Consider the following 16227-nt stretch of genomic DNA (forward strand, 5'->3'; position numbering starts at 1 on the left):
CGCTGCCCGCTTTATTCAGCCGATCAGATAGTATTTCAGCGTGTGTTTCATGTCCGGGCTGAGATCTTCAATGGATTTCAGCATCCAGCGCAAATAGCCGGGATCTTCCTGCGCAATGCGATCAATTTCCTGCCCACGGTATTTTCCGAACTTAAACTTCTTCAACAGCACCGGCTGCTCGGTGATTTGCGCCATTTGCTCCGGCGTCCAGCCTGAATCCTTGATGATGCGTTGCAGCAGCGCGGCGGTCACGTAGCAGTCATACAATGCGCGGTGCGGATACAGCGTCGTGTCCTGCGGCAATTGCACATCCAGATTGAGCGCGTAGCGCAGATATTGGTTGCCGTATTTGATGTCCGGGTACAGGTTACGGGCCAGCTTCATGGTGCAGATCCAGGCGCCGTTCATTTCAGGCAGTACGCCGCGATCGAAAGCCGCATTGTGAGCAACATAGTAGGGGCTGCCGAGATAACGCCCGATCGCCACCGCGATCCGCGGTTTCCCTTCGACCATCTGCTCGGTAATGTGGTGAATGGCCATGGCTTCAATGCCAATTGGCCTGTCAGGGCTGATCAAATCGCTCATGGGATTGGTGATTTGCCCGTCAATCAGATCGACAGAGGCCACTTCGACCACGCCGCCTTCCAGCCCGCAGGTTTCAGTGTCTATTACGCGTAAATTCATGGTTTCCTCAGGATGGCTGCACAGGTTTAGCTTAACGGGCCGTTACGCCAATGCCAACCGTTGAAAGCGGGGACGTTATTTCAGGCAACAAAAAACCCGCCTTGGCGGGTTTAACTCTACGGTTAGAAGTTCGCTTACTCGCCGGACGTTTGCCCTTTCTTGGCGCGTTTGCCTGCGCGTTTTTCAGCAGGGGTTTTCAACGGCTTCTTCTTCGCATTTTTTTTGCTATCCATTCCCTTACTCATGATGGCCTCTCAGTTACCTATGGTTGGGTGGGTTGCTCAGCCATTAACCCCCTTACGCCTGTCGGATGCAAGCATGAAAGCAGGTGTTTTAGTTAATCGATTGTTTATAGGTTGAATTTTGTTTTTCAGGAAAGGCTGCTGAAAATATTTGATATGTTATAATATAACAATTAAATCCTAACCGGAGAGCGCCATGACAGTCGTTTCCATGTTAAACCAGCAACAGCTCCTGGCCATGCCGGAGTCTGACTACATGAACCCGGCGCAGCGGGCTTTTTTTCGCCAGCGCTTGCTGGAAGAGCAGCAAAAACTGCTGCAGCACATCGATGCGTTGAAGCGGGATATCGACAGCGGTGAAGTTTCAGGTGACGAAGCGGACAAGGCCGCGCGTGAAGAAGACTTGCGATTGCTGTTTCGCCAGTTGGATCGCGAAAGCCGTTTGCTGCCGAAAATCAGCGCGGCGCTGACGCGTTTGTATAACGGCGACTATGGTTATTGCCGTGAAAGCGGAGAGCCTATTGGCCTGGCGCGCTTGCTGTTGCGGCCAACGGCGGAACTGAGCATTGAGGCCAAAACCGCGCAGGAAATGCGTGAACCGCATCTGCGTAAGCGAGGTTGATTCTACGGCTGGCTCCCAACGGCCAGCCGGTATTTTGCCGGCAAGTCGTATTCATTTTAAGCAAACGAACCTTAACTTGTTGGGGAGCGTAGGAGTTTTCAGGATTTACCGTTGACCAAATGAGTGGCTTCGGCTTTGATGAGGGTATGACCCACAGAGAGACGGAAGCGCCATGGAACAATTACGAGGTTTGTACCCGCCGTTAGCAGCATATGACAGCGGTTGGCTGGACACCGGGGATGGCCACCGGATCTACTGGGAACTGAGCGGTAACCCGAACGGTAAACCGGCAGTCTTTATTCACGGTGGGCCGGGGGGCGGTATTTCCCCTTACCATCGCCAACTGTTCGATCCGCAGCGCTACAAGGTATTGCTGTTCGATCAGCGTGGTTGTGGCCGTTCCAAGCCGCATGCCAGCCTGGACAACAACACCACCTGGCACCTGGTGCAGGACATCGAACGGCTGCGCGAAATGGCCGGTGTCGATCAGTGGCTGGTGTTTGGCGGCTCCTGGGGCTCAACGTTGGCGTTGGCCTACGCACAGACTCATCCGCAGCGCGTCAGTGAAATGGTGCTGCGCGGCATCTTTACCCTGCGTAAGCAGGAGCTGCATTGGTACTATCAGGACGGCGCTTCGCGCTTCTTCCCGGAGAAGTGGGAACGTGTGTTGTCGATTCTTTCAGAGGAAGAACGCAAGGACGTGATTGCTTCTTACCGCCAGCGCCTGACCTCAACGGATCCGCAGGTGCAGCTGGAAGCGGCCAAACTGTGGAGCGTGTGGGAAGGGGAGACGGTGACCTTGCTGCCCAGCAGCGAGTCAGCTTCTTTTGGTGAGGACGATTTCGCGCTGGCGTTCGCCCGTATCGAAAACCACTACTTTACTCATCTGGGCTTCCTGGACAGCGACGATCAACTGCTGCGCAACGTTCCGCTGATCCGTCATATTCCGGCGGTGATCATCCATGGCCGTTACGATATGGCTTGCCAGGTACAAAACGCCTGGGATCTGGCGAAGGCTTGGCCGGAGGCGGAGCTGCATATTGTCGAGGGGGCCGGACACTCATTCGATGAGCCCGGCATCCTGCACCAGTTAATGCTGGCGACCGACAAATTTGCCGGCAAATGACACCGAGCCCGCCACTACGGCGGGCTTTTATTATTTGGATTTCGGTTCGTACGGCAGGCGCGAATACTTGTGCGATTCGGCACGGTAGTGCGCCACGCGTTCGCGGAAATAATCACGCAGGTGTTCGGGCTGTTCACGCTCAACCATTTCGGGGATCACCGGCATGTTGTAGCGCTCTTTGAACGCCACGCCGGAAGCTGCGAGATCAACGTTCACTTTGTCCATCTCTTCTTTGGAAAGCTCTGCCAAATTGTAACCCACCGTATTCTCCTTACTGTTACCGCATTGGATCAGCGCAGAAGGTAATCCACCCGGCGGCGCTTGGCAAGCCTGAAGCGCGCAGGGGGGACGGTCACCAATAATCGGTAACGGAAAAGGTTATTTATTATTCGTTCAGCAATGCAATTCATTTATTATTTTAAATAAGAATGATTCGCTTTTTGATTAAATTTACAGATGGAAATAGTTATCATAATTATTTAAATGAATAATTGGTGTTTTTTATAACTATTTGATTTTGTTTTAATTTAAAATTAAATCATCGATGATGTAAATCAGGTGTGTTTATTTTGTTTTCGTCAGGGCATAATGCGGAAAAATTAAGTTGATACCTGCAAAATAAAGGAATGATTATGCTGACGCCTGAAATGACCAAAAAGCTGAATGAGCAACTGAACCTGGAGTTCTACTCTGCCAACCTGTATCTGCAAATGAGTGCCTGGTGCAGCGATAAAGGCTTTGAAGGTGCCGCGGCATTCCTTAAAGAACACTCTCAGGAAGAGATGCAGCACATGCAGCGCCTGTTCGAATACCTCAGTGATACCGGTGCACTGCCGCTGCTGGGCACCATCGCCGCGCCGCCGGTTGAGTTTGGTTCCCTGGCAGAGGTGTTCCAACAGACGTACGAACATGAGCAACTGATCACCCGCCAGATTAATGAACTGGCGCACGCGGCAATGACCGCTCATGACTATTCAACCTTCAACTTCCTGCAGTGGTATGTTGCCGAGCAGCACGAAGAAGAGAAGCTGTTCAAGTCCGTACTGGATAAACTGGCGCTGGTGGGCAACAGCGGCAATGCCCTGTTCTTCATTGATAAAGATCTGAAGAAAATGGGTGCGGCCGGCGAAAACGGTAACGGCCAGGCCTAATCCTTTTGTAGAAAACCGCGTGTCGGCGTTGGCCGGTGCGCGGTTTTTTTATGCCCTGCATTTATCGCGGTTTTACAGCGATATGTGCTACTGGATCGCAAAATGCCAGCGTTCTGCTCGACTTGCATAATGACACTCGTTATCATTTGACGCGATACGCTACAGGGAAGGTTGAGAGTCAAAACAGGGGGTTACTCCCATAATTCTGTTTACCCGTGGCGCAATCATCTGCGGTGGGTTGGGCTGCTGATACATCGCCCTGGCGGTTAGCCTGGCTCCTTATCACCCTCGATTATTGCTTTAAGGGATATCACTGTGATCGGTAAAATTCGGACTTCTTATCGCCTGCTTTCCACCATTTTCGTGCTGTTTGTCGGGCTGTCCTCGCAGCAGGCACTGGCGCATGCCCATTTAAAAGTTGAAACGCCGGCGGCAGATGCCAGCGTGAGTCCGGCACCCAAGGTGCTGACGCTCAATTTCTCCGAGGGTATTGAGCCCAACTTCAGCGGCATTAAAATCACCGGCCCAGACAACGCCGAAGTGAAAACCGGCAAGCTGCAGCTCGATGCGAACAACAATACCCAGGTCAATCTGCCTATCGAAGGCGATCTGGCGGCAGGCAAATATAACGTCAGCTGGCATGTGGTGTCGGTCGACGGTCATAAAACCAAGGGCCAATACAGCTTCACCGTAAACTGACCCATGAGTCTGGCGACCCTGTTTGTCCTGTGTCGCTTTGTGCACTTTGCGGCGGTGATGCTGATGTTTGGCTCCAGCTTATTCACCGCCTTATTGTCGACGCAGCGCCTTTCTCCGTATCTCACCCGTGATGTGCGTCCTTTGTTGGTCTCTTGCACCTGGCTTGCCGGGCTTTCCGCTATTGCGTTGCTGGCTATTCAGGCCGGGCAGATGGGGGACGGCTGGGCAGATACCTGGCGGCTGGACGTGTGGTGGGCGGTACTGGGCACCACCTTTGGCGAGGTTTGGCGCTGGCACCTGGGCATTTCAATGCTGGCATTGCTGAGCCTGTGGCTCGCCGAGCCACGTCGTACACAACTGCTGGCGCTGCTTTCCACATTGCTGTTGGTCAGCATGGCGTTTATCGGCCATGCGGCGATGCATGGTGGGGGGCTTGGCGCACTGCATCGTTTCAATCACGCGCTGCACCTGCTGGCGGCAGGGTACTGGTTTGGCAGTCTGTTGCCGCTGCTGGTCTGTTTGCGCTATCTGGCCCAAACGCAGTGGCGCAGCGACGCGGTGACCACATTGATACGCTTCTCGCGCTGGGGACACCTGGCTGTGGCACTGGTGCTGCTGACCGGCGTAATCAACAGTTTGATCATTCTCGGCAGTTGGCCGTTGGACGTAGATTCTCCGTACCAACGCCTGCTGCTGTTTAAAACCGCGCTGGTGGCGCTGATGGTTATGGTGGCATTAGCCAACCGCTACGCCGTCGTCCCGGCGATGAGCAGCATGCCACGGCTGGCGCAGCGCGGGCTGGTGCTTGCCTGCTGGGCGGAGTTGGGGTTAGGGGCGGTGGTGCTGCTGTTGGTCAGTTTATTTGCAACCTATGCGCCGGTATAACATTCCGGCTTGCCGGATGCCCCCAAACTGCGGGAAAATTGAATCAAATAGCAACCCTAAGGCCATAACATGAAATCGGTATTACTTGGCATGACGCTGCTGGCAACCGCGACCGGTGCTTTGGCAGCAGACCAACTGGTGAACATCACCAAGCTGGAATACGGCAAGCAGTGGGCGTTCACCAAAGAAGAAGTGACGCTGCAGTGCCGCAGCGGCGGTGCGTTGTTCGTGCTCAACAACAGCACGCTAATGCAGTACCCGCTTAACGCGGCCGCAGAAGCGCAGGTGAAAGCAGGGCAGCAACGCGCTCAACCGCTGGACGTGATCCTGCTCGATGACGCCGCCAATCCGGGCCATAAGATGAGTGTTGAGCCGTACCGCGAACGCGCCGAGAAGCTCTGCGCGAACTAATCGCTTATCCCCCAATGGCTTAGTGCGAGGTTAACCGGTGATGGAAAATTGCACGAAATTAATTCCGCAATGAAACTATCACCGGCCGTGCGGCTGGCTGGCAAAAATAGCGCGGTAAGCTACTCTTAAAGTGCATGGCTGAACAAGCCTTGCACAAAATGCCAACTTTTAGCGCACGGCTCTCTCCCAAGAGCCATTTCCCTAGACCGAATATAGGAATCGTATTCGGTCTTTTTTTGTGTTTGATTTATCAGTTAATTTTCTGCAATTTGAAAAAATAAGCTGCAACCCCGGCTTTCCCCAGACTCAAATTCCGATAATAAAACGCGCTACAGAGGAAGATCGTTTTTCTGCATGATAGCTACGAGGGGGACGAGAGGTGTTGGGGGGTAACGTGGTGATCTGTCAGCTTAACAGTGCAACAGATACATCAAGCCCTATTGGCTGAAATAGGGCTTGCGCGGGTGGCTAAACTTTCCTGTTAATGATTCAAAACCATCAGCGGTTTGCAGCTCCCGCCCGGAAGGGATATGCGGCAAACAGCGCCGCTACCGCCTGTTGAAGCTGCGCCTGGCTGGCAGGTTGCGCGTCTGAGTTGAGCGTGTCGCTGGCGGTTCCGCGCCAGACCAGCTGTTTCTTCTTGCTGTCCACCAGATCCACCGTCAGGGTGCCTTCGGTGTAGGTCCACAGTGTTTGATTGTATCCGCCCCAGCCGGCGTAGCCCCAGCGGCCAATCGGCGCGGGGGAGTCATTCACCTGCACTTTGTTTTGTTTCATTGCGCTGCTGTAAACCAACAGGTCTGGGGATGCGCTCAGCTTATAGCCGCGCTGCTCCATCTGTTGCGCTATGGCGCTATGAATATATTTACCCGTCAGCGTTAAGTACTGCCCCTCGGCCTCTGTAGCAAAGCCGTAGGTATGGTATTGGCCAAAATTGGTGCTGTGGTCATAGTCGCTGGTCACCTGCGGCTGGTTGGCGCAGCCCGACAATAAAGCCAAGGAACTTGCGAGCAAAAGGCAAGAAAGCGAACGCATAGAAAACCCCTGTAGGATTATTAGTTTCATAAACTTAGCCCCAGAAGGTGAGCTTGGCAAATCTGGTCAACAGGAACGGGTTAGGTGGACCGAGGGAACGAAAAACCGTAACGATCTCGCCAGAAAGAGCAGGGTGTGTGTTCCGTAGGGATGTGCCATCAGGCGATTCAGGTCGCGGATACCCAAACCTGTAGCGATACGCCGGCGTTTCGGCTCGTTCACTGAAAATTAAGAACATGCTGCTGGCCGCGGTGGCAGTGGCTTTGTTACTATCGGCCCACCTAAAGTCTCAATGGTGCATTACGTTGAAAATCAAAGCGTTGTTATTTATCGCCTTAGTCGGCCTCGCCGGCTGCAGCCAGGAGGGAGCGAAAGTGAGCCAACCCGTGAATAAAGACGGAGATCATACGGAAGTGTTGCTGGTTAACAGCGCGCTGGTAGATTGCATGGGCGTTGCCCCAATGAAATGCATGCAGGTTCGCCACTCTGTGCAGGGGCAGTGGGAAATGTTTTACAGCCAGATCGAAGGTTTTACCTTCGAGCCCGGTTACCGCTACCGCCTGAAGGTTAAAGTGACCGAACTGGAAAACGTCCCGGCTGACGCTTCTTCACTGCGCTATACGCTGGTTGAGCAGTTGGAAAAGAACAAGGTCTGATAGTCGTATGCAGGTCAGGGCCGAATGTCCTGACCTGATAACCTCAAAGCGATAACCCAACGTCCGCCGCTACCTGCTCAATCTGATAGCGTGAAGTCCGCGCAAGCGCAGGCTCTTTTTCAACGTAATACGCATACGCAATCACGCCAATCGACAATGCCCAGGCCCGGCCACGCAGCCAGGTGGCTTTATCGGTATCCACGGCGCGTTTAAAATCCTCGCGGTTGTCCTGACTCAATAAATTCCACGCGACAATCAAATCCACCGCCGGATCGCCAATCGCCATACCGCCCCAGTCGATCACCGCCGCTAACTTACCTTCGTTGACCAGCAGGTTGCCCGGCTGGATATCGGTGTGGATCCAGCATGGGGTAGCGTTGTGCTCCTGTATCTGGCTAACGGTTTCCCATACGTGCAGCAGAATGTCCGTATCGAGATAGTCACCACATTGCGCTATCGCGTTGCGGGTGAGGGTGTCTCTGGCGCCAAGCGGGCCGCCACGATAGGAGGTCAGGCTCTTTTGCAGCTCAGGCTCGGTAACAGGGATGGTATGCAGTGCGTGGACAAATTCCCCCAGCTGTTGCGCCAGCCCATGGCTGCCTTCGCCGCAAACCGGCATTTGCCCCTGGATCCAACGGCCTACGCACCAGTTGAAAGGGTAGCCTGCTTGCGGCTGACCTTGCGCCAGCGGAACGGGAACCGGGACCGGCAGATAACGGGCTAGCAACGCCGGGTAACGGTTTTCCCGCTCAAGCGCCGCCGCTGCAGACGGCGTGCGCGGCAGACGAATATAGAGCTCGTCGCCCAGCCGCAGCATCACGTTATCGGTACCGGCAATAGCGACCGGCGCTATCGCCAGCGCCGCCCACTGCGGAAACTGGTCGGTGAGCATGGAAGTCACCAGGTTGAGATCAATATCCACTTCGTCGGCGTGTAATTTGGCGATAAAACTCACGTGCGCACTTCCTTCAAGGCTGAGATTTAACGAGTGGGACTGGTCTGCTCACTGGGCTTGTTGCAAATCTGCCATGCACCCAGCTTAAGTATATTGATAAAATCAGGTATATTGTCCTTCGGTTTTTAGCTACCAAGAAAAAATTACTATGATTATCAAACCTAAAATTCGTGGTTTTATCTGCACTACCGCTCACCCGGCAGGTTGTGAAGCCAATGTCCGTGAGCAAATCGCCTACGTTAAATCACGTGGCGAACTGAAAAACGGGCCGAAAAAAGTGCTGGTGATCGGTGCTTCCACCGGTTACGGCCTGGCGTCACGTATCAATGCCGCCTTCGGCAGCGGTGCGGCCACTATCGGCGTATTTTTTGAAAAGCCGGGCAGCGAAGGCAAAACCGGTTCTGCCGGTTGGTATAACTCTGCCGGTTTTGACAAGGCAGCTAAAGAAGAAGGCCTGTACGCGAAAAGCGTTAACGGCGATGCGTTCTCCAACGAATGCCGCCAAACGGTCATTGACCTGATCAAACAGGATCTGGGCCAGATCGACATGGTGGTTTACTCGCTGGCTTCGCCGGTGCGTAAAATGCCGGAAACCGGTGAAGTGGTGCGCTCTGCGCTGAAACCTATCGGCGAACCGTACAAATCCGTGGCGCTCGACACCAATAAAGACGTGCTGGTTGAAGCCGTGGTTGAACCGGCCAACGAGCAGGAAATTGCCGATACCGTCAAAGTGATGGGCGGCCAGGACTGGCAGTTGTGGATGGACGCACTGGAAGAAGCTGGCGTGCTGGCGGACAACGTGCAGGCAGTCGCTTACTCCTACATTGGTACCGATCTGACCTGGCCAATCTACTGGCACGGTACGCTGGGCAAAGCCAAAGAAGACCTGGATCGCGCGGCGCAGGCCATCGATCAGAAACTGAAGGCCAAAGGCGGCGCGGCTTACGTTGCCGTACTGAAGTCGGTAGTGACTCAGGCTTCCTCCGCTATCCCGGTAATGCCCCTGTATATCTCTATCGTTTTCAAAATCATGAAAGCGCAGGGGATCCACGAAGGCTGTATCGAGCAGATCCAACGTCTGTTCGCCACCAAGCTGTACAGCGGCACCGCACCGGATACCGATGAGAAGCACCGTCTGCGTCTGGACGACTGGGAACTGCGCGACGACGTGCAGAACACCTGCCGTGAAATCTGGGCACAAATCGACGACAGCAACATCAACGAACTGACCGATTACCTGGGCTACAAGGCCGAGTTCCTGCGTCTGTTCGGTTTTGGTCTGCAAGGCGTTGATTACGAAGCCGATCTCAGCGGTGAAGTTAAGTTTGATGTGATTGAGCTGGTCTAAATCCATCGAGCATTGAGAAAGGGCCGGGTTTCCGGCCTTTTTTACGCCTGTCACCCAGCCGCTCATCAGTCCAGTTGATCGTTGACAGCAATAAATTATCGTTTTACGATAACTTATTGCTGTTTTTAAGGATGAAATCGCTATGGGCGCTGCGCCACGGATCCACCTTCCGCTTTATGTACGTTGCTTGTGTTTGTTGATCATGACGATGCTGATTGTCAGCACCGGCGTGGAGATGTTTATGATTGTTCAGGGTTGGGTGCAGGGCGAGGCGTTCGACAGTATCGTGGCGTCCTACCGTGACTATTACCCAGAACTGAACGCCTATGCCGTTCCGCAGCAACGCTGGGCTTTAGTGGCCACCCTGTTGTTGGACATGTTCGCCTACGTGCCTTATTACAGCGCATTACTGTGCGGCGCCGGGCTGTTTTACCAGTTCTATCGCGGCAACGTTTGGCACCGCAACAATATGCTGCTGCTACAGATCATCGGTATCCTGCTGATTGTCGATGTGCTTTTCCCCTCGCTGGCCGGGATGTTGCAGGTGATGATACTGACGGCCAATGAAAAAATGCTGCTAATAATTTATTATGGTATCAACAGCGAATCGGTACGCTCGCTGATCGTAGGCTGCGCAATCCTGGTGTTTAGCCGGGTGTTCCTGGAAGCGTTGCGGCTGAATGAAGAACAGCTTTCTTTCGTGTGAGAATAGAGTGGCGATAATAGTAAGTCTTGATGTCATGTTGGCCAAAAGGAAGATGCGTTCGAAGGAACTGGCGGAACAGGTGGGGATCACCGAACAAAATCTGTCCCTGCTGAAGAACGGCAAGGTGAAGGGCGTCAGGCTGGAGACGTTAGATAAAATCTGCCGGATCCTCAACTGCCAGCCTGGCGATCTTCTGGCCTGGCAACCGGATAACCAAGACTAGCGCGGTGGCGTGCTTTGCGCGCCATATCGTCAATATATTGATTAATTATTATCGTCGGTACTGTAAGCCTTTTTATTGTCAATTAAATCATTAGTCACCTTATTTAAAATCAATAAGGTCGTTTTGACGTTGCTCGCGTTTGAGCGGGGTTATTAAACTAAAAAAAGTCATTTTTTATTTACCGTTGCTAACGATAGCGTTTATTTTAAAGGAGGATATATGAAATTTTACCAAGGGATCCCGGTATTGTTAATCATGCTAAGCGGTTGCAGCAATATTCAACCCGGCTTTTCGTCTTCAAGCCCTGGCTGGGAACAGCCAAAGCCGGCGACACGTGAGCAACGGCAGCGCATCAGCGCAGGAGAGTCGGCTTCTGCGGTGCTTAACGAGAGAGGGCCGAGTATCGGTGGAACCATCGATTGGTCAACATTGTGGGATCGCTAATTCACTAAATATATTTATCCTGCGAATTATAAACCCAATGGCACTCATTTAATTAAGGTTTACGCTTTGCCAGGTAATATGTTGTTCTTCTCGCGTTGTTTATTTTAACAGAAATAAGTGCTTTTCATTATTTAATGGGAGTGAGCGCAATTATGGGCCTTATTACAGGAGTTTATTGTGGAAAAAGGCATCCCCGTTATTTTCATATGTCTATTATTGCCCTGGTGCCAGCAGGCTGCCGCCGCGCGTTATGAGCGGGAGCATGAAGGCGTCTCTTCGGTGCTGTTTCGCAAGAAACTCAAAGAGGTGGCTCATGACTTCTGGGACGAGATGGGCAACGAGAAACAGCGACCTCTGATATCGACGCAAAGTGAAGACAATACGCTGGCTCAGCGTAAAGCCTGCAAAGGGCAGAGGGGCAAGGCTGCCGCCGCGAGTGAACCGCATCCATCAGCATTGCCGCGCGAAGAACAACTGCTGCTTATCAACGGTTGCTAGCCTCATGCACTAATGGAGTTTTTGCTTTTGAAATTAACCTCTTTAATGACAGCGGCACTCGCCCTGTTGGCGTCTTCTTGTTGCTATTCGTTTGTCGACAAGCACGCTCAGCGCGCCGGTTTCGAGACGGGGGAAAGTAGTGTGGATTACCGATTACGGTTTAACGGGCTGTTGCAACATCTGTGGTACGTAGAGCAAATACGTTCGGAACAGGCGCGTCTTGCCGTGATACGCCTTGAGCGCAAAACGCTGGAGTCCGCGATGTTGCCGCGTGTATGTCGGGCAACGCCTGTGCCGCTGTTTTTAGTCGGTAAGAGCGCCATAGCCAGAAGATAGTTTTGTGAGTCAACAGGTGAATTTAATATCGGGAGTCTATCAGTGAAACGGATTTTTCTTGCCTGCGTGGCGCAGTGGTCTTGCTTCTCATTGCAGGCGTCGGTTGACTGGCAATACCATGCCGCACAGCCGCTGGATAACAAAATCTCTGAGGAGTACCAGCAAAAGCGCAGCGGGTTAAAACATAAAGTATGGAGTGCCGAGGGCGTGGCGTTGGCCAATGAGAAGGCGCTTGAATTGGAACGGCAACGCGCCGCCGCCGAGCAGGCCAACCGGCAGCAGCTTAAAACGCTGTATGGCGAGTACCACTACCCTTGCGGCAAGCGGAAACAAGAATACCGCAAACTGTGCAACCTGCCGCGCGGGATGACGGATTTTCCCGGGCACAAACGCCACCTTTAGTTCCCTGGCAACTGGCTTGGCATCTGCGCCAGCAGGATGTCGATCGCCGCCCGCGTTTTGGCCGGTAAATAACGGCTGTGAGGCCAGACAGCGTGGATTTCACTGGGCAGCAGGCGAATTTGGCTGAGTACCGGCACCAGTTCCCCGCTGCGCAGGTAACGGGCCGACAGCCAGTTGGGGAGCCACATCAGGCCGGTCACGGCGCTGTCGCATAGTGAGTTGTTGGCCCGTACCGTCCCGGCAGCCGAGTTGCTGGTGTTGCCGGTGGTGCATCTGTCCAACGTGGCGCGCCAAGAGGATTTTGTCGCCGCGCTGCGCACCTTTGTGTAAAGGTAGTGAGATTAAAAGAGTGGCCCCTGGACGCAATGATGCGTGATGAGCCCCCAGGGGGCATCGTCTAGCGGCAATACTCTTTCAGCATGGCGACCGCGTCCGGCTTTAACTGGTAAAGATAGACCGGTCTGCCGGTGGTGCCGTACAGGATGCGGGTGCCCAGAATGCCACTTTCCGCCAGATAGATAAGGTATTTACGGCAGGATACGCGCGAAATGCCGATAGCGTTGGCCAGGTTGTCGGTCGAAAACTCCCCATCGTGCTGCTGTTCGATCCATTCGCATACCGTACTTAGCGTAATGCTGGTTAACCCTTTCGGCAGTTTCTTGCCCTCGCTGCTGTTGGGCTGACGCCGCAGCAGGCTGTCGACATCGGCCTGTGAGAATTCGCGCTGTGCCAGGATCTGCGACTGCTGCTGGTAGTTGCTCAGCGCCTCTTTGAAACGGCCGAACTGGAAGGGTTTAATCAGATAATCCACCACGCCGTAGTGCAAGGCGCGTTGCACCGTGTCCACGTCGCTGGCGGAGGAAATAATAATGACGTCGGTTTTTTCACCCAGTTCGCGCAGGCCAGGCAGCAGATCCAGGCCATTCTCCTGCTGCATATAGATATCGAGCAGGACCAGATCGATACTGACATCGGTATCGGCCAGCAACTCGCGTGCCTGCGCCAGCGTGGCGACGGTGGCCTGACAGTGAAAGCCGCTTACCTGGCTGAGGTAGTATTTGTTCAACTCCGCTACCATCGGGTCGTCATCAATAATCAATACGTTAATCATGGGTCAGCCCTTGGCCTGATAGGGAATATGGACAAAGAACTGGGTCAGTACACCCGGTTCAGATTCAAAATCAATGCTGCCGCCCAGTTTTTCCAGGCTGCTGCGGATCAACGCCAGGCCGATACCGCGCCCCGGCCCTTTGGTGGACACACCCTGCTCAAAGATACTGGCGCCGAGAGCCGGATCGATGCCGGGGCCGTCGTCGCTGATTATACAGTGTAAGTGATTCTCATTGTGATGAAAGCTCAGGTTGATCTCGTGTCCCTCAACGCCGTCGATGGCGTCAATGGCGTTTTCAATCAGGTTGCCCAGCACGCTGATCAGCACATGGGGGGTTTCCGCGTCGTCGGTTTCCGGCAGCAGGCTGGTCTCATCGATGGTCAGCTCAATGCCGGCCTCATGGGCGCGGCTGATTTTGCCGATAAAGAAGCCGGCGACCTCTGGCGACTGTATTTTTCGTAGCAGCGCGCCGATCTCTTCCTGGTAGTTACTGGCAGTGTTGATGATGTAGTTTTCCAACTGCTGGTAAGCCTTCATATGCAGCATGCCGAGGATCACGTGCAGTTTGTTCATAAACTCGTGCGACTGTACGCGCAATGCGTCGGCGTAGTGGGCCATACCACTCAGGCGCTGCACCAACTGGCTGATTTCGGTTTTGTCGCGGAAGGTGGCAATGGCGCCAATCACCTGGCCCTTGACGATCACCGGCACGGTATTGGTCAAAAGCTCGCTGCCGTTAAAACTGATCTGCTGGTCGCGCAGCGGTTTGCCGCTGGCCAAAACTTCCGCCAGATGCAGTTGGGCCGGCCAGTACTTACTGGCGGACTCCAGCAGCAGATTTTCGAAGGGGCCACTTTGGCGCAGCAGGCGTTTCGCCTCGTCGTTAACAATGGTGATACGTGACTGGTTATCGACCGCGATGACGCCTTCTTTAATCGACTGCAGCATGGCGTTGCGCTGTTCAAACAGGTTAGAGATTTCGTAGGGTTCAAAACCGAGCATGATGCGCTTAAGCGCTTTCACCAGGAAGAAGATACCCAGCGTGCCGACCAGTGCGGCGAACGCGAGGGTTAAATAGATAATCCAGCGGCTTTCGGCCACCACCCGGTGGACGGTATCGAGAGCGATGCCCAGTGCCACTACCCCTATCTGTCGGCGCTCGCTGTCGTAGACCGGTGCAAAGACGCGCAGTGAAGGCGCCAACGCGCCACGGTTGATGGCGCTGTTGGTTTTCCCGTGCAGGGCCGGTTCTAAATCGTCGCCGATAAAATGCTTGCCGATCAGCCAGGGTTTAGGGTGCGAGTAGCGGATGCCTTTCATGTCCACCACGGTGACGAACAGCAGCTCGTTTTGATGTCGCACCTGCTCGGCGAAGCGCTGGATCGCGCCACTGTGATCTTCCCGCTGCAGGCCGTCAACGACGTTACCGGAAAGCGCCACCGTTTCGGCAATTGCCATCGCCTTCTGACGCTGCTGATCTTGCCCCTCGTGACTCATCTGCACAAAAAACAGCGCGTACACCACCAGCAGCACCGAAGCAATAATGGCAGACACCATCAGCGTGAGGGTGGTACTGAGTTTCAGCGGTATCCGTTGTTTGGGCATGGCGGTTCTCCGAATGGGCGTATCAGGATTTTAGCGGGGAATGGGGCGCGGGGCAGCGACCGGCAGCAGGTTATAACATGCTGCCGCCGGGGGAGGGATTATTTTAATTACAAAAGCCGGGATCAGGGTTGATGATAGATTTCCAGCCCTTGTTGGCCGCTGGCTCCCTGATGGATGATCGCCATCAGCGCGCGCACCACTTTTGACGGATTATCGTGTTGATACACATTGCGGCCGTACACCATGCCGGATGCGCCCTGCGCCATCAGCGCCGCAGATTTCTCCAGTACCGCGCCCAGTTCACCTTTACCGCCGCCGCGGACCAGCGTTGGGCAACGCGCCGCTTCAACAATGCGGTGGAAATCTTCCACCCGTTCGGTAGGGTCGGCTTTGATGATGTCGGCGCCCAGTTCACGCGCCAAGCGCACCAGCGGCACCATTTTTTCGACGTCGCCCAATGAGCCGTAAGCCGATCCTTGACCGGCCGGCGCCATAACCAGCGGTTCGACCATCAGCGGCATGCCATAGCGATCGCAGGCATGGCGCAGGCGGCCGATGTTTTCCACGCACTGGCGGAAAATGCCCGGTTCATCGGGGATCAGGTACAGATTAACCACCACGGCCGCGGCATCCATCTGCAGCGCGGCGAGGATCGGCGCTTCCGGATTATGCAACACCGCCCACATTTCACGGTGACGCGCGGCGTTATAAGCGTTGCCGACGTCGGTACGCATCACCAGGGCCGGTTTATCGCGTTGCGTCGAGCATTGCAGCAAATCCGCCTGGCCGTAGTTCACCTGAATGGCGTCGGGGCGGGCGACGATCAGGCTATTCATGACCCGTTCAATATCTTCCAGACCGATTAAAAAATCCGGTTCATTGGCAATGCCGTGATCAATCGCCACGTCGAGGCACTTGCCGTTATTGAATAGCCGGTTCATCCGTACCTTACTGCTGAGCTGCATGTCAGATCCTCCTGAAAACACATGTCCATTCAGTATTGTCGAGTAAACCGCGGGATGAAACCGTGGATCCACAAACTGCGCGCTCGCTCGCATATTTACTCAGAGAACCCCTCGCGTTTTTTC

22 protein-coding genes are annotated in these 16227 nt (G+C 54.1%); 14 read left to right on the forward strand and 8 right to left on the reverse strand.

Translation table 11 applies throughout. The features are described from left to right. Positions 1–15 precede the first annotated feature (15 nt). Complete coding sequence (exoX, locus tag EBA31_RS09665; RefSeq protein WP_020826373.1) at positions 16–684, reverse strand: exodeoxyribonuclease X; 669 nt, start codon at positions 682–684, stop codon at positions 16–18. A 438-nt stretch (positions 685–1122) separates the two neighbouring features. On the opposite strand from exoX, the gene dksA reads away from it, so the two are divergent. Further along, positions 1123–1548 carry an RNA polymerase-binding protein DksA gene (gene dksA / locus EBA31_RS09670; protein ID WP_020826374.1) on the forward strand — a complete coding sequence of 142 codons (426 nt, stop codon included), beginning with the start codon at positions 1123–1125 and terminating at the stop codon, positions 1546–1548. Positions 1549–1720: 172 nt separating this feature from the next. Continuing rightward, the gene (gene pip / locus EBA31_RS09675) at positions 1721–2674 is read left to right on the forward strand and encodes a prolyl aminopeptidase (protein WP_020826375.1); all 954 of its coding nucleotides are present in this window, start codon (positions 1721–1723) and stop codon (positions 2672–2674) included. Positions 2675–2704: 30 nt separating this feature from the next. Here the strand turns inward: pip and EBA31_RS09680 are convergent, their stop codons facing one another. Beyond that, positions 2705–2935, reverse strand: a complete 231-nt coding sequence (locus tag EBA31_RS09680; protein WP_020826376.1) for a DNA polymerase III subunit theta — start codon at positions 2933–2935, stop codon at positions 2705–2707. A 371-nt stretch (positions 2936–3306) separates the two neighbouring features. Here EBA31_RS09680 and ftnA point away from each other — a divergent pair, with 371 nt between their 5' ends. The 4 genes from ftnA to EBA31_RS09700 all read left to right on the forward strand — a co-directional run bounded on the left by ftnA (position 3307) and on the right by EBA31_RS09700 (position 5820). Further along, a complete protein-coding gene (gene ftnA / locus EBA31_RS09685) occupies positions 3307–3825 on the forward strand; it encodes a non-heme ferritin (protein ID WP_020826377.1) in 519 nt (172 codons plus the stop codon). A gap of 315 nt (positions 3826–4140) precedes the next feature. Then, the gene (gene yobA / locus EBA31_RS09690; protein ID WP_020826378.1) at positions 4141–4524 is read left to right on the forward strand and encodes a CopC domain-containing protein YobA; all 384 of its coding nucleotides are present in this window, start codon (positions 4141–4143) and stop codon (positions 4522–4524) included. Between the two features lie 3 nt (positions 4525–4527). Beyond that, positions 4528–5409, forward strand: a complete 882-nt coding sequence (gene copD, locus EBA31_RS09695) for a copper homeostasis membrane protein CopD (RefSeq protein ID WP_122078616.1) — start codon at positions 4528–4530, stop codon at positions 5407–5409. A 69-nt stretch (positions 5410–5478) separates the two neighbouring features. Then, positions 5479–5820 (forward strand): YebY family protein, encoded by a 342-nt coding sequence (locus EBA31_RS09700; RefSeq protein WP_020826380.1) that lies wholly within the window; start codon positions 5479–5481, stop codon positions 5818–5820. 498 nt (positions 5821–6318) lie between these two features. On the opposite strand, the gene EBA31_RS09705 is transcribed toward EBA31_RS09700, so the two are convergent. Then, positions 6319–6855: a DUF4136 domain-containing protein gene (locus EBA31_RS09705; RefSeq protein ID WP_230090231.1), complete on the reverse strand. Its 537-nt coding sequence runs from the start codon at positions 6853–6855 to the stop codon at positions 6319–6321. A gap of 305 nt (positions 6856–7160) precedes the next feature. Here EBA31_RS09705 and EBA31_RS09710 point away from each other — a divergent pair, with 305 nt between their 5' ends. Further along, positions 7161–7511 (forward strand): DUF4377 domain-containing protein, encoded by a 351-nt coding sequence (locus EBA31_RS09710; protein ID WP_041415315.1) that lies wholly within the window; start codon positions 7161–7163, stop codon positions 7509–7511. Positions 7512–7554: 43 nt separating this feature from the next. On the opposite strand, the gene EBA31_RS09715 is transcribed toward EBA31_RS09710, so the two are convergent. Continuing rightward, complete coding sequence (locus EBA31_RS09715) at positions 7555–8466, reverse strand: aminoglycoside phosphotransferase family protein (RefSeq protein ID WP_238387444.1); 912 nt, start codon at positions 8464–8466, stop codon at positions 7555–7557. Positions 8467–8614: 148 nt separating this feature from the next. Between EBA31_RS09715 and fabV the strand changes: the two genes are divergently transcribed. From fabV to EBA31_RS09750, 7 genes are all read left to right on the forward strand, one after another. Further along, positions 8615–9814 (forward strand): enoyl-ACP reductase FabV, encoded by a 1200-nt coding sequence (gene fabV / locus EBA31_RS09720; RefSeq protein WP_020826387.1) that lies wholly within the window; start codon positions 8615–8617, stop codon positions 9812–9814. A gap of 142 nt (positions 9815–9956) precedes the next feature. Continuing rightward, positions 9957–10520: a DUF2975 domain-containing protein gene (locus EBA31_RS09725; RefSeq protein ID WP_046373855.1), complete on the forward strand. Its 564-nt coding sequence runs from the start codon at positions 9957–9959 to the stop codon at positions 10518–10520. A gap of 7 nt (positions 10521–10527) precedes the next feature. Beyond that, the gene (locus tag EBA31_RS09730; RefSeq protein ID WP_115061046.1) at positions 10528–10743 is read left to right on the forward strand and encodes a helix-turn-helix transcriptional regulator; all 216 of its coding nucleotides are present in this window, start codon (positions 10528–10530) and stop codon (positions 10741–10743) included. Positions 10744–10962: 219 nt separating this feature from the next. Then, positions 10963–11187 (forward strand): hypothetical protein, encoded by a 225-nt coding sequence (locus EBA31_RS09735; RefSeq protein ID WP_122078620.1) that lies wholly within the window; start codon positions 10963–10965, stop codon positions 11185–11187. A gap of 177 nt (positions 11188–11364) precedes the next feature. Next, positions 11365–11685, forward strand: a complete 321-nt coding sequence (locus tag EBA31_RS09740; RefSeq protein ID WP_122078622.1) for a hypothetical protein — start codon at positions 11365–11367, stop codon at positions 11683–11685. 27 nt (positions 11686–11712) lie between these two features. Beyond that, positions 11713–12021 (forward strand): hypothetical protein, encoded by a 309-nt coding sequence (locus EBA31_RS09745; RefSeq protein WP_238387445.1) that lies wholly within the window; start codon positions 11713–11715, stop codon positions 12019–12021. 42 nt (positions 12022–12063) lie between these two features. Then, the gene (locus EBA31_RS09750) at positions 12064–12423 is read left to right on the forward strand and encodes a hypothetical protein (RefSeq protein WP_020826392.1); all 360 of its coding nucleotides are present in this window, start codon (positions 12064–12066) and stop codon (positions 12421–12423) included. On the opposite strand, the gene EBA31_RS09755 is transcribed toward EBA31_RS09750, so the two are convergent. The 4 genes from EBA31_RS09755 to EBA31_RS09775 form a co-directional block, all read right to left on the reverse strand. Continuing rightward, positions 12420–12704: a LysR substrate-binding domain-containing protein gene (locus tag EBA31_RS09755; RefSeq protein WP_238387446.1), complete on the reverse strand. Its 285-nt coding sequence runs from the start codon at positions 12702–12704 to the stop codon at positions 12420–12422. The two genes, EBA31_RS09750 and EBA31_RS09755, sit on opposite strands and share 4 nt — an antisense overlap. Positions 12705–12820: 116 nt before the next feature. Next, positions 12821–13534 (reverse strand): two-component system response regulator DcuR, encoded by a 714-nt coding sequence (gene dcuR / locus EBA31_RS09765; RefSeq protein WP_048760591.1) that lies wholly within the window; start codon positions 13532–13534, stop codon positions 12821–12823. A 3-nt stretch (positions 13535–13537) separates the two neighbouring features. Beyond that, on the reverse strand, positions 13538–15139 hold the full coding sequence (locus tag EBA31_RS09770; RefSeq protein WP_122078626.1) for a sensor histidine kinase: 1602 nt from the start codon (positions 15137–15139) through the stop codon (positions 13538–13540). Positions 15140–15261: 122 nt separating this feature from the next. After that, the gene (locus EBA31_RS09775) at positions 15262–16104 is read right to left on the reverse strand and encodes a class I fructose-bisphosphate aldolase (protein WP_020826396.1); all 843 of its coding nucleotides are present in this window, start codon (positions 16102–16104) and stop codon (positions 15262–15264) included. Between the last annotated feature and the right edge of the window lie 123 nt (positions 16105–16227).

The sequence above is a fragment of the Serratia sp. P2ACOL2 genome, from assembly GCF_003691565.1.
In the GTDB taxonomy this organism is placed as follows: domain Bacteria; phylum Pseudomonadota; class Gammaproteobacteria; order Enterobacterales; family Enterobacteriaceae; genus Serratia; species Serratia liquefaciens.

Bases quoted from the DNA above. Each gene is read 5' to 3' on its own strand.
- EBA31_RS09770 (WP_122078626.1), bottom strand. From the start codon at position 15,139: ATGCCCAAACAACGGATACCGCTGAAACTCAGTACCACCCTCACGCTG.
- pip (WP_020826375.1), top strand. From the start codon at position 1,721: ATGGAACAATTACGAGGTTTGTACCCGCCGTTAGCAGCATATGACAGC.
- dksA (WP_020826374.1), top strand. From the start codon at position 1,123: ATGACAGTCGTTTCCATGTTAAACCAGCAACAGCTCCTGGCCATGCCG.
- EBA31_RS09735 (WP_122078620.1), top strand. From the start codon at position 10,963: ATGAAATTTTACCAAGGGATCCCGGTATTGTTAATCATGCTAAGCGGT.
- copD (WP_122078616.1), top strand. From the start codon at position 4,528: ATGAGTCTGGCGACCCTGTTTGTCCTGTGTCGCTTTGTGCACTTTGCG.
- exoX (WP_020826373.1), bottom strand. From the start codon at position 684: ATGAATTTACGCGTAATAGACACTGAAACCTGCGGGCTGGAAGGCGGC.
- EBA31_RS09725 (WP_046373855.1), top strand. From the start codon at position 9,957: ATGGGCGCTGCGCCACGGATCCACCTTCCGCTTTATGTACGTTGCTTG.
- EBA31_RS09700 (WP_020826380.1), top strand. From the start codon at position 5,479: ATGAAATCGGTATTACTTGGCATGACGCTGCTGGCAACCGCGACCGGT.
- EBA31_RS09775 (WP_020826396.1), bottom strand. From the start codon at position 16,104: ATGCAGCTCAGCAGTAAGGTACGGATGAACCGGCTATTCAATAACGGC.
- EBA31_RS09705 (WP_230090231.1), bottom strand. From the start codon at position 6,855: ATGCGTTCGCTTTCTTGCCTTTTGCTCGCAAGTTCCTTGGCTTTATTG.
- dcuR (WP_048760591.1), bottom strand. From the start codon at position 13,534: ATGATTAACGTATTGATTATTGATGACGACCCGATGGTAGCGGAGTTG.
- fabV (WP_020826387.1), top strand. From the start codon at position 8,615: ATGATTATCAAACCTAAAATTCGTGGTTTTATCTGCACTACCGCTCAC.
- ftnA (WP_020826377.1), top strand. From the start codon at position 3,307: ATGCTGACGCCTGAAATGACCAAAAAGCTGAATGAGCAACTGAACCTG.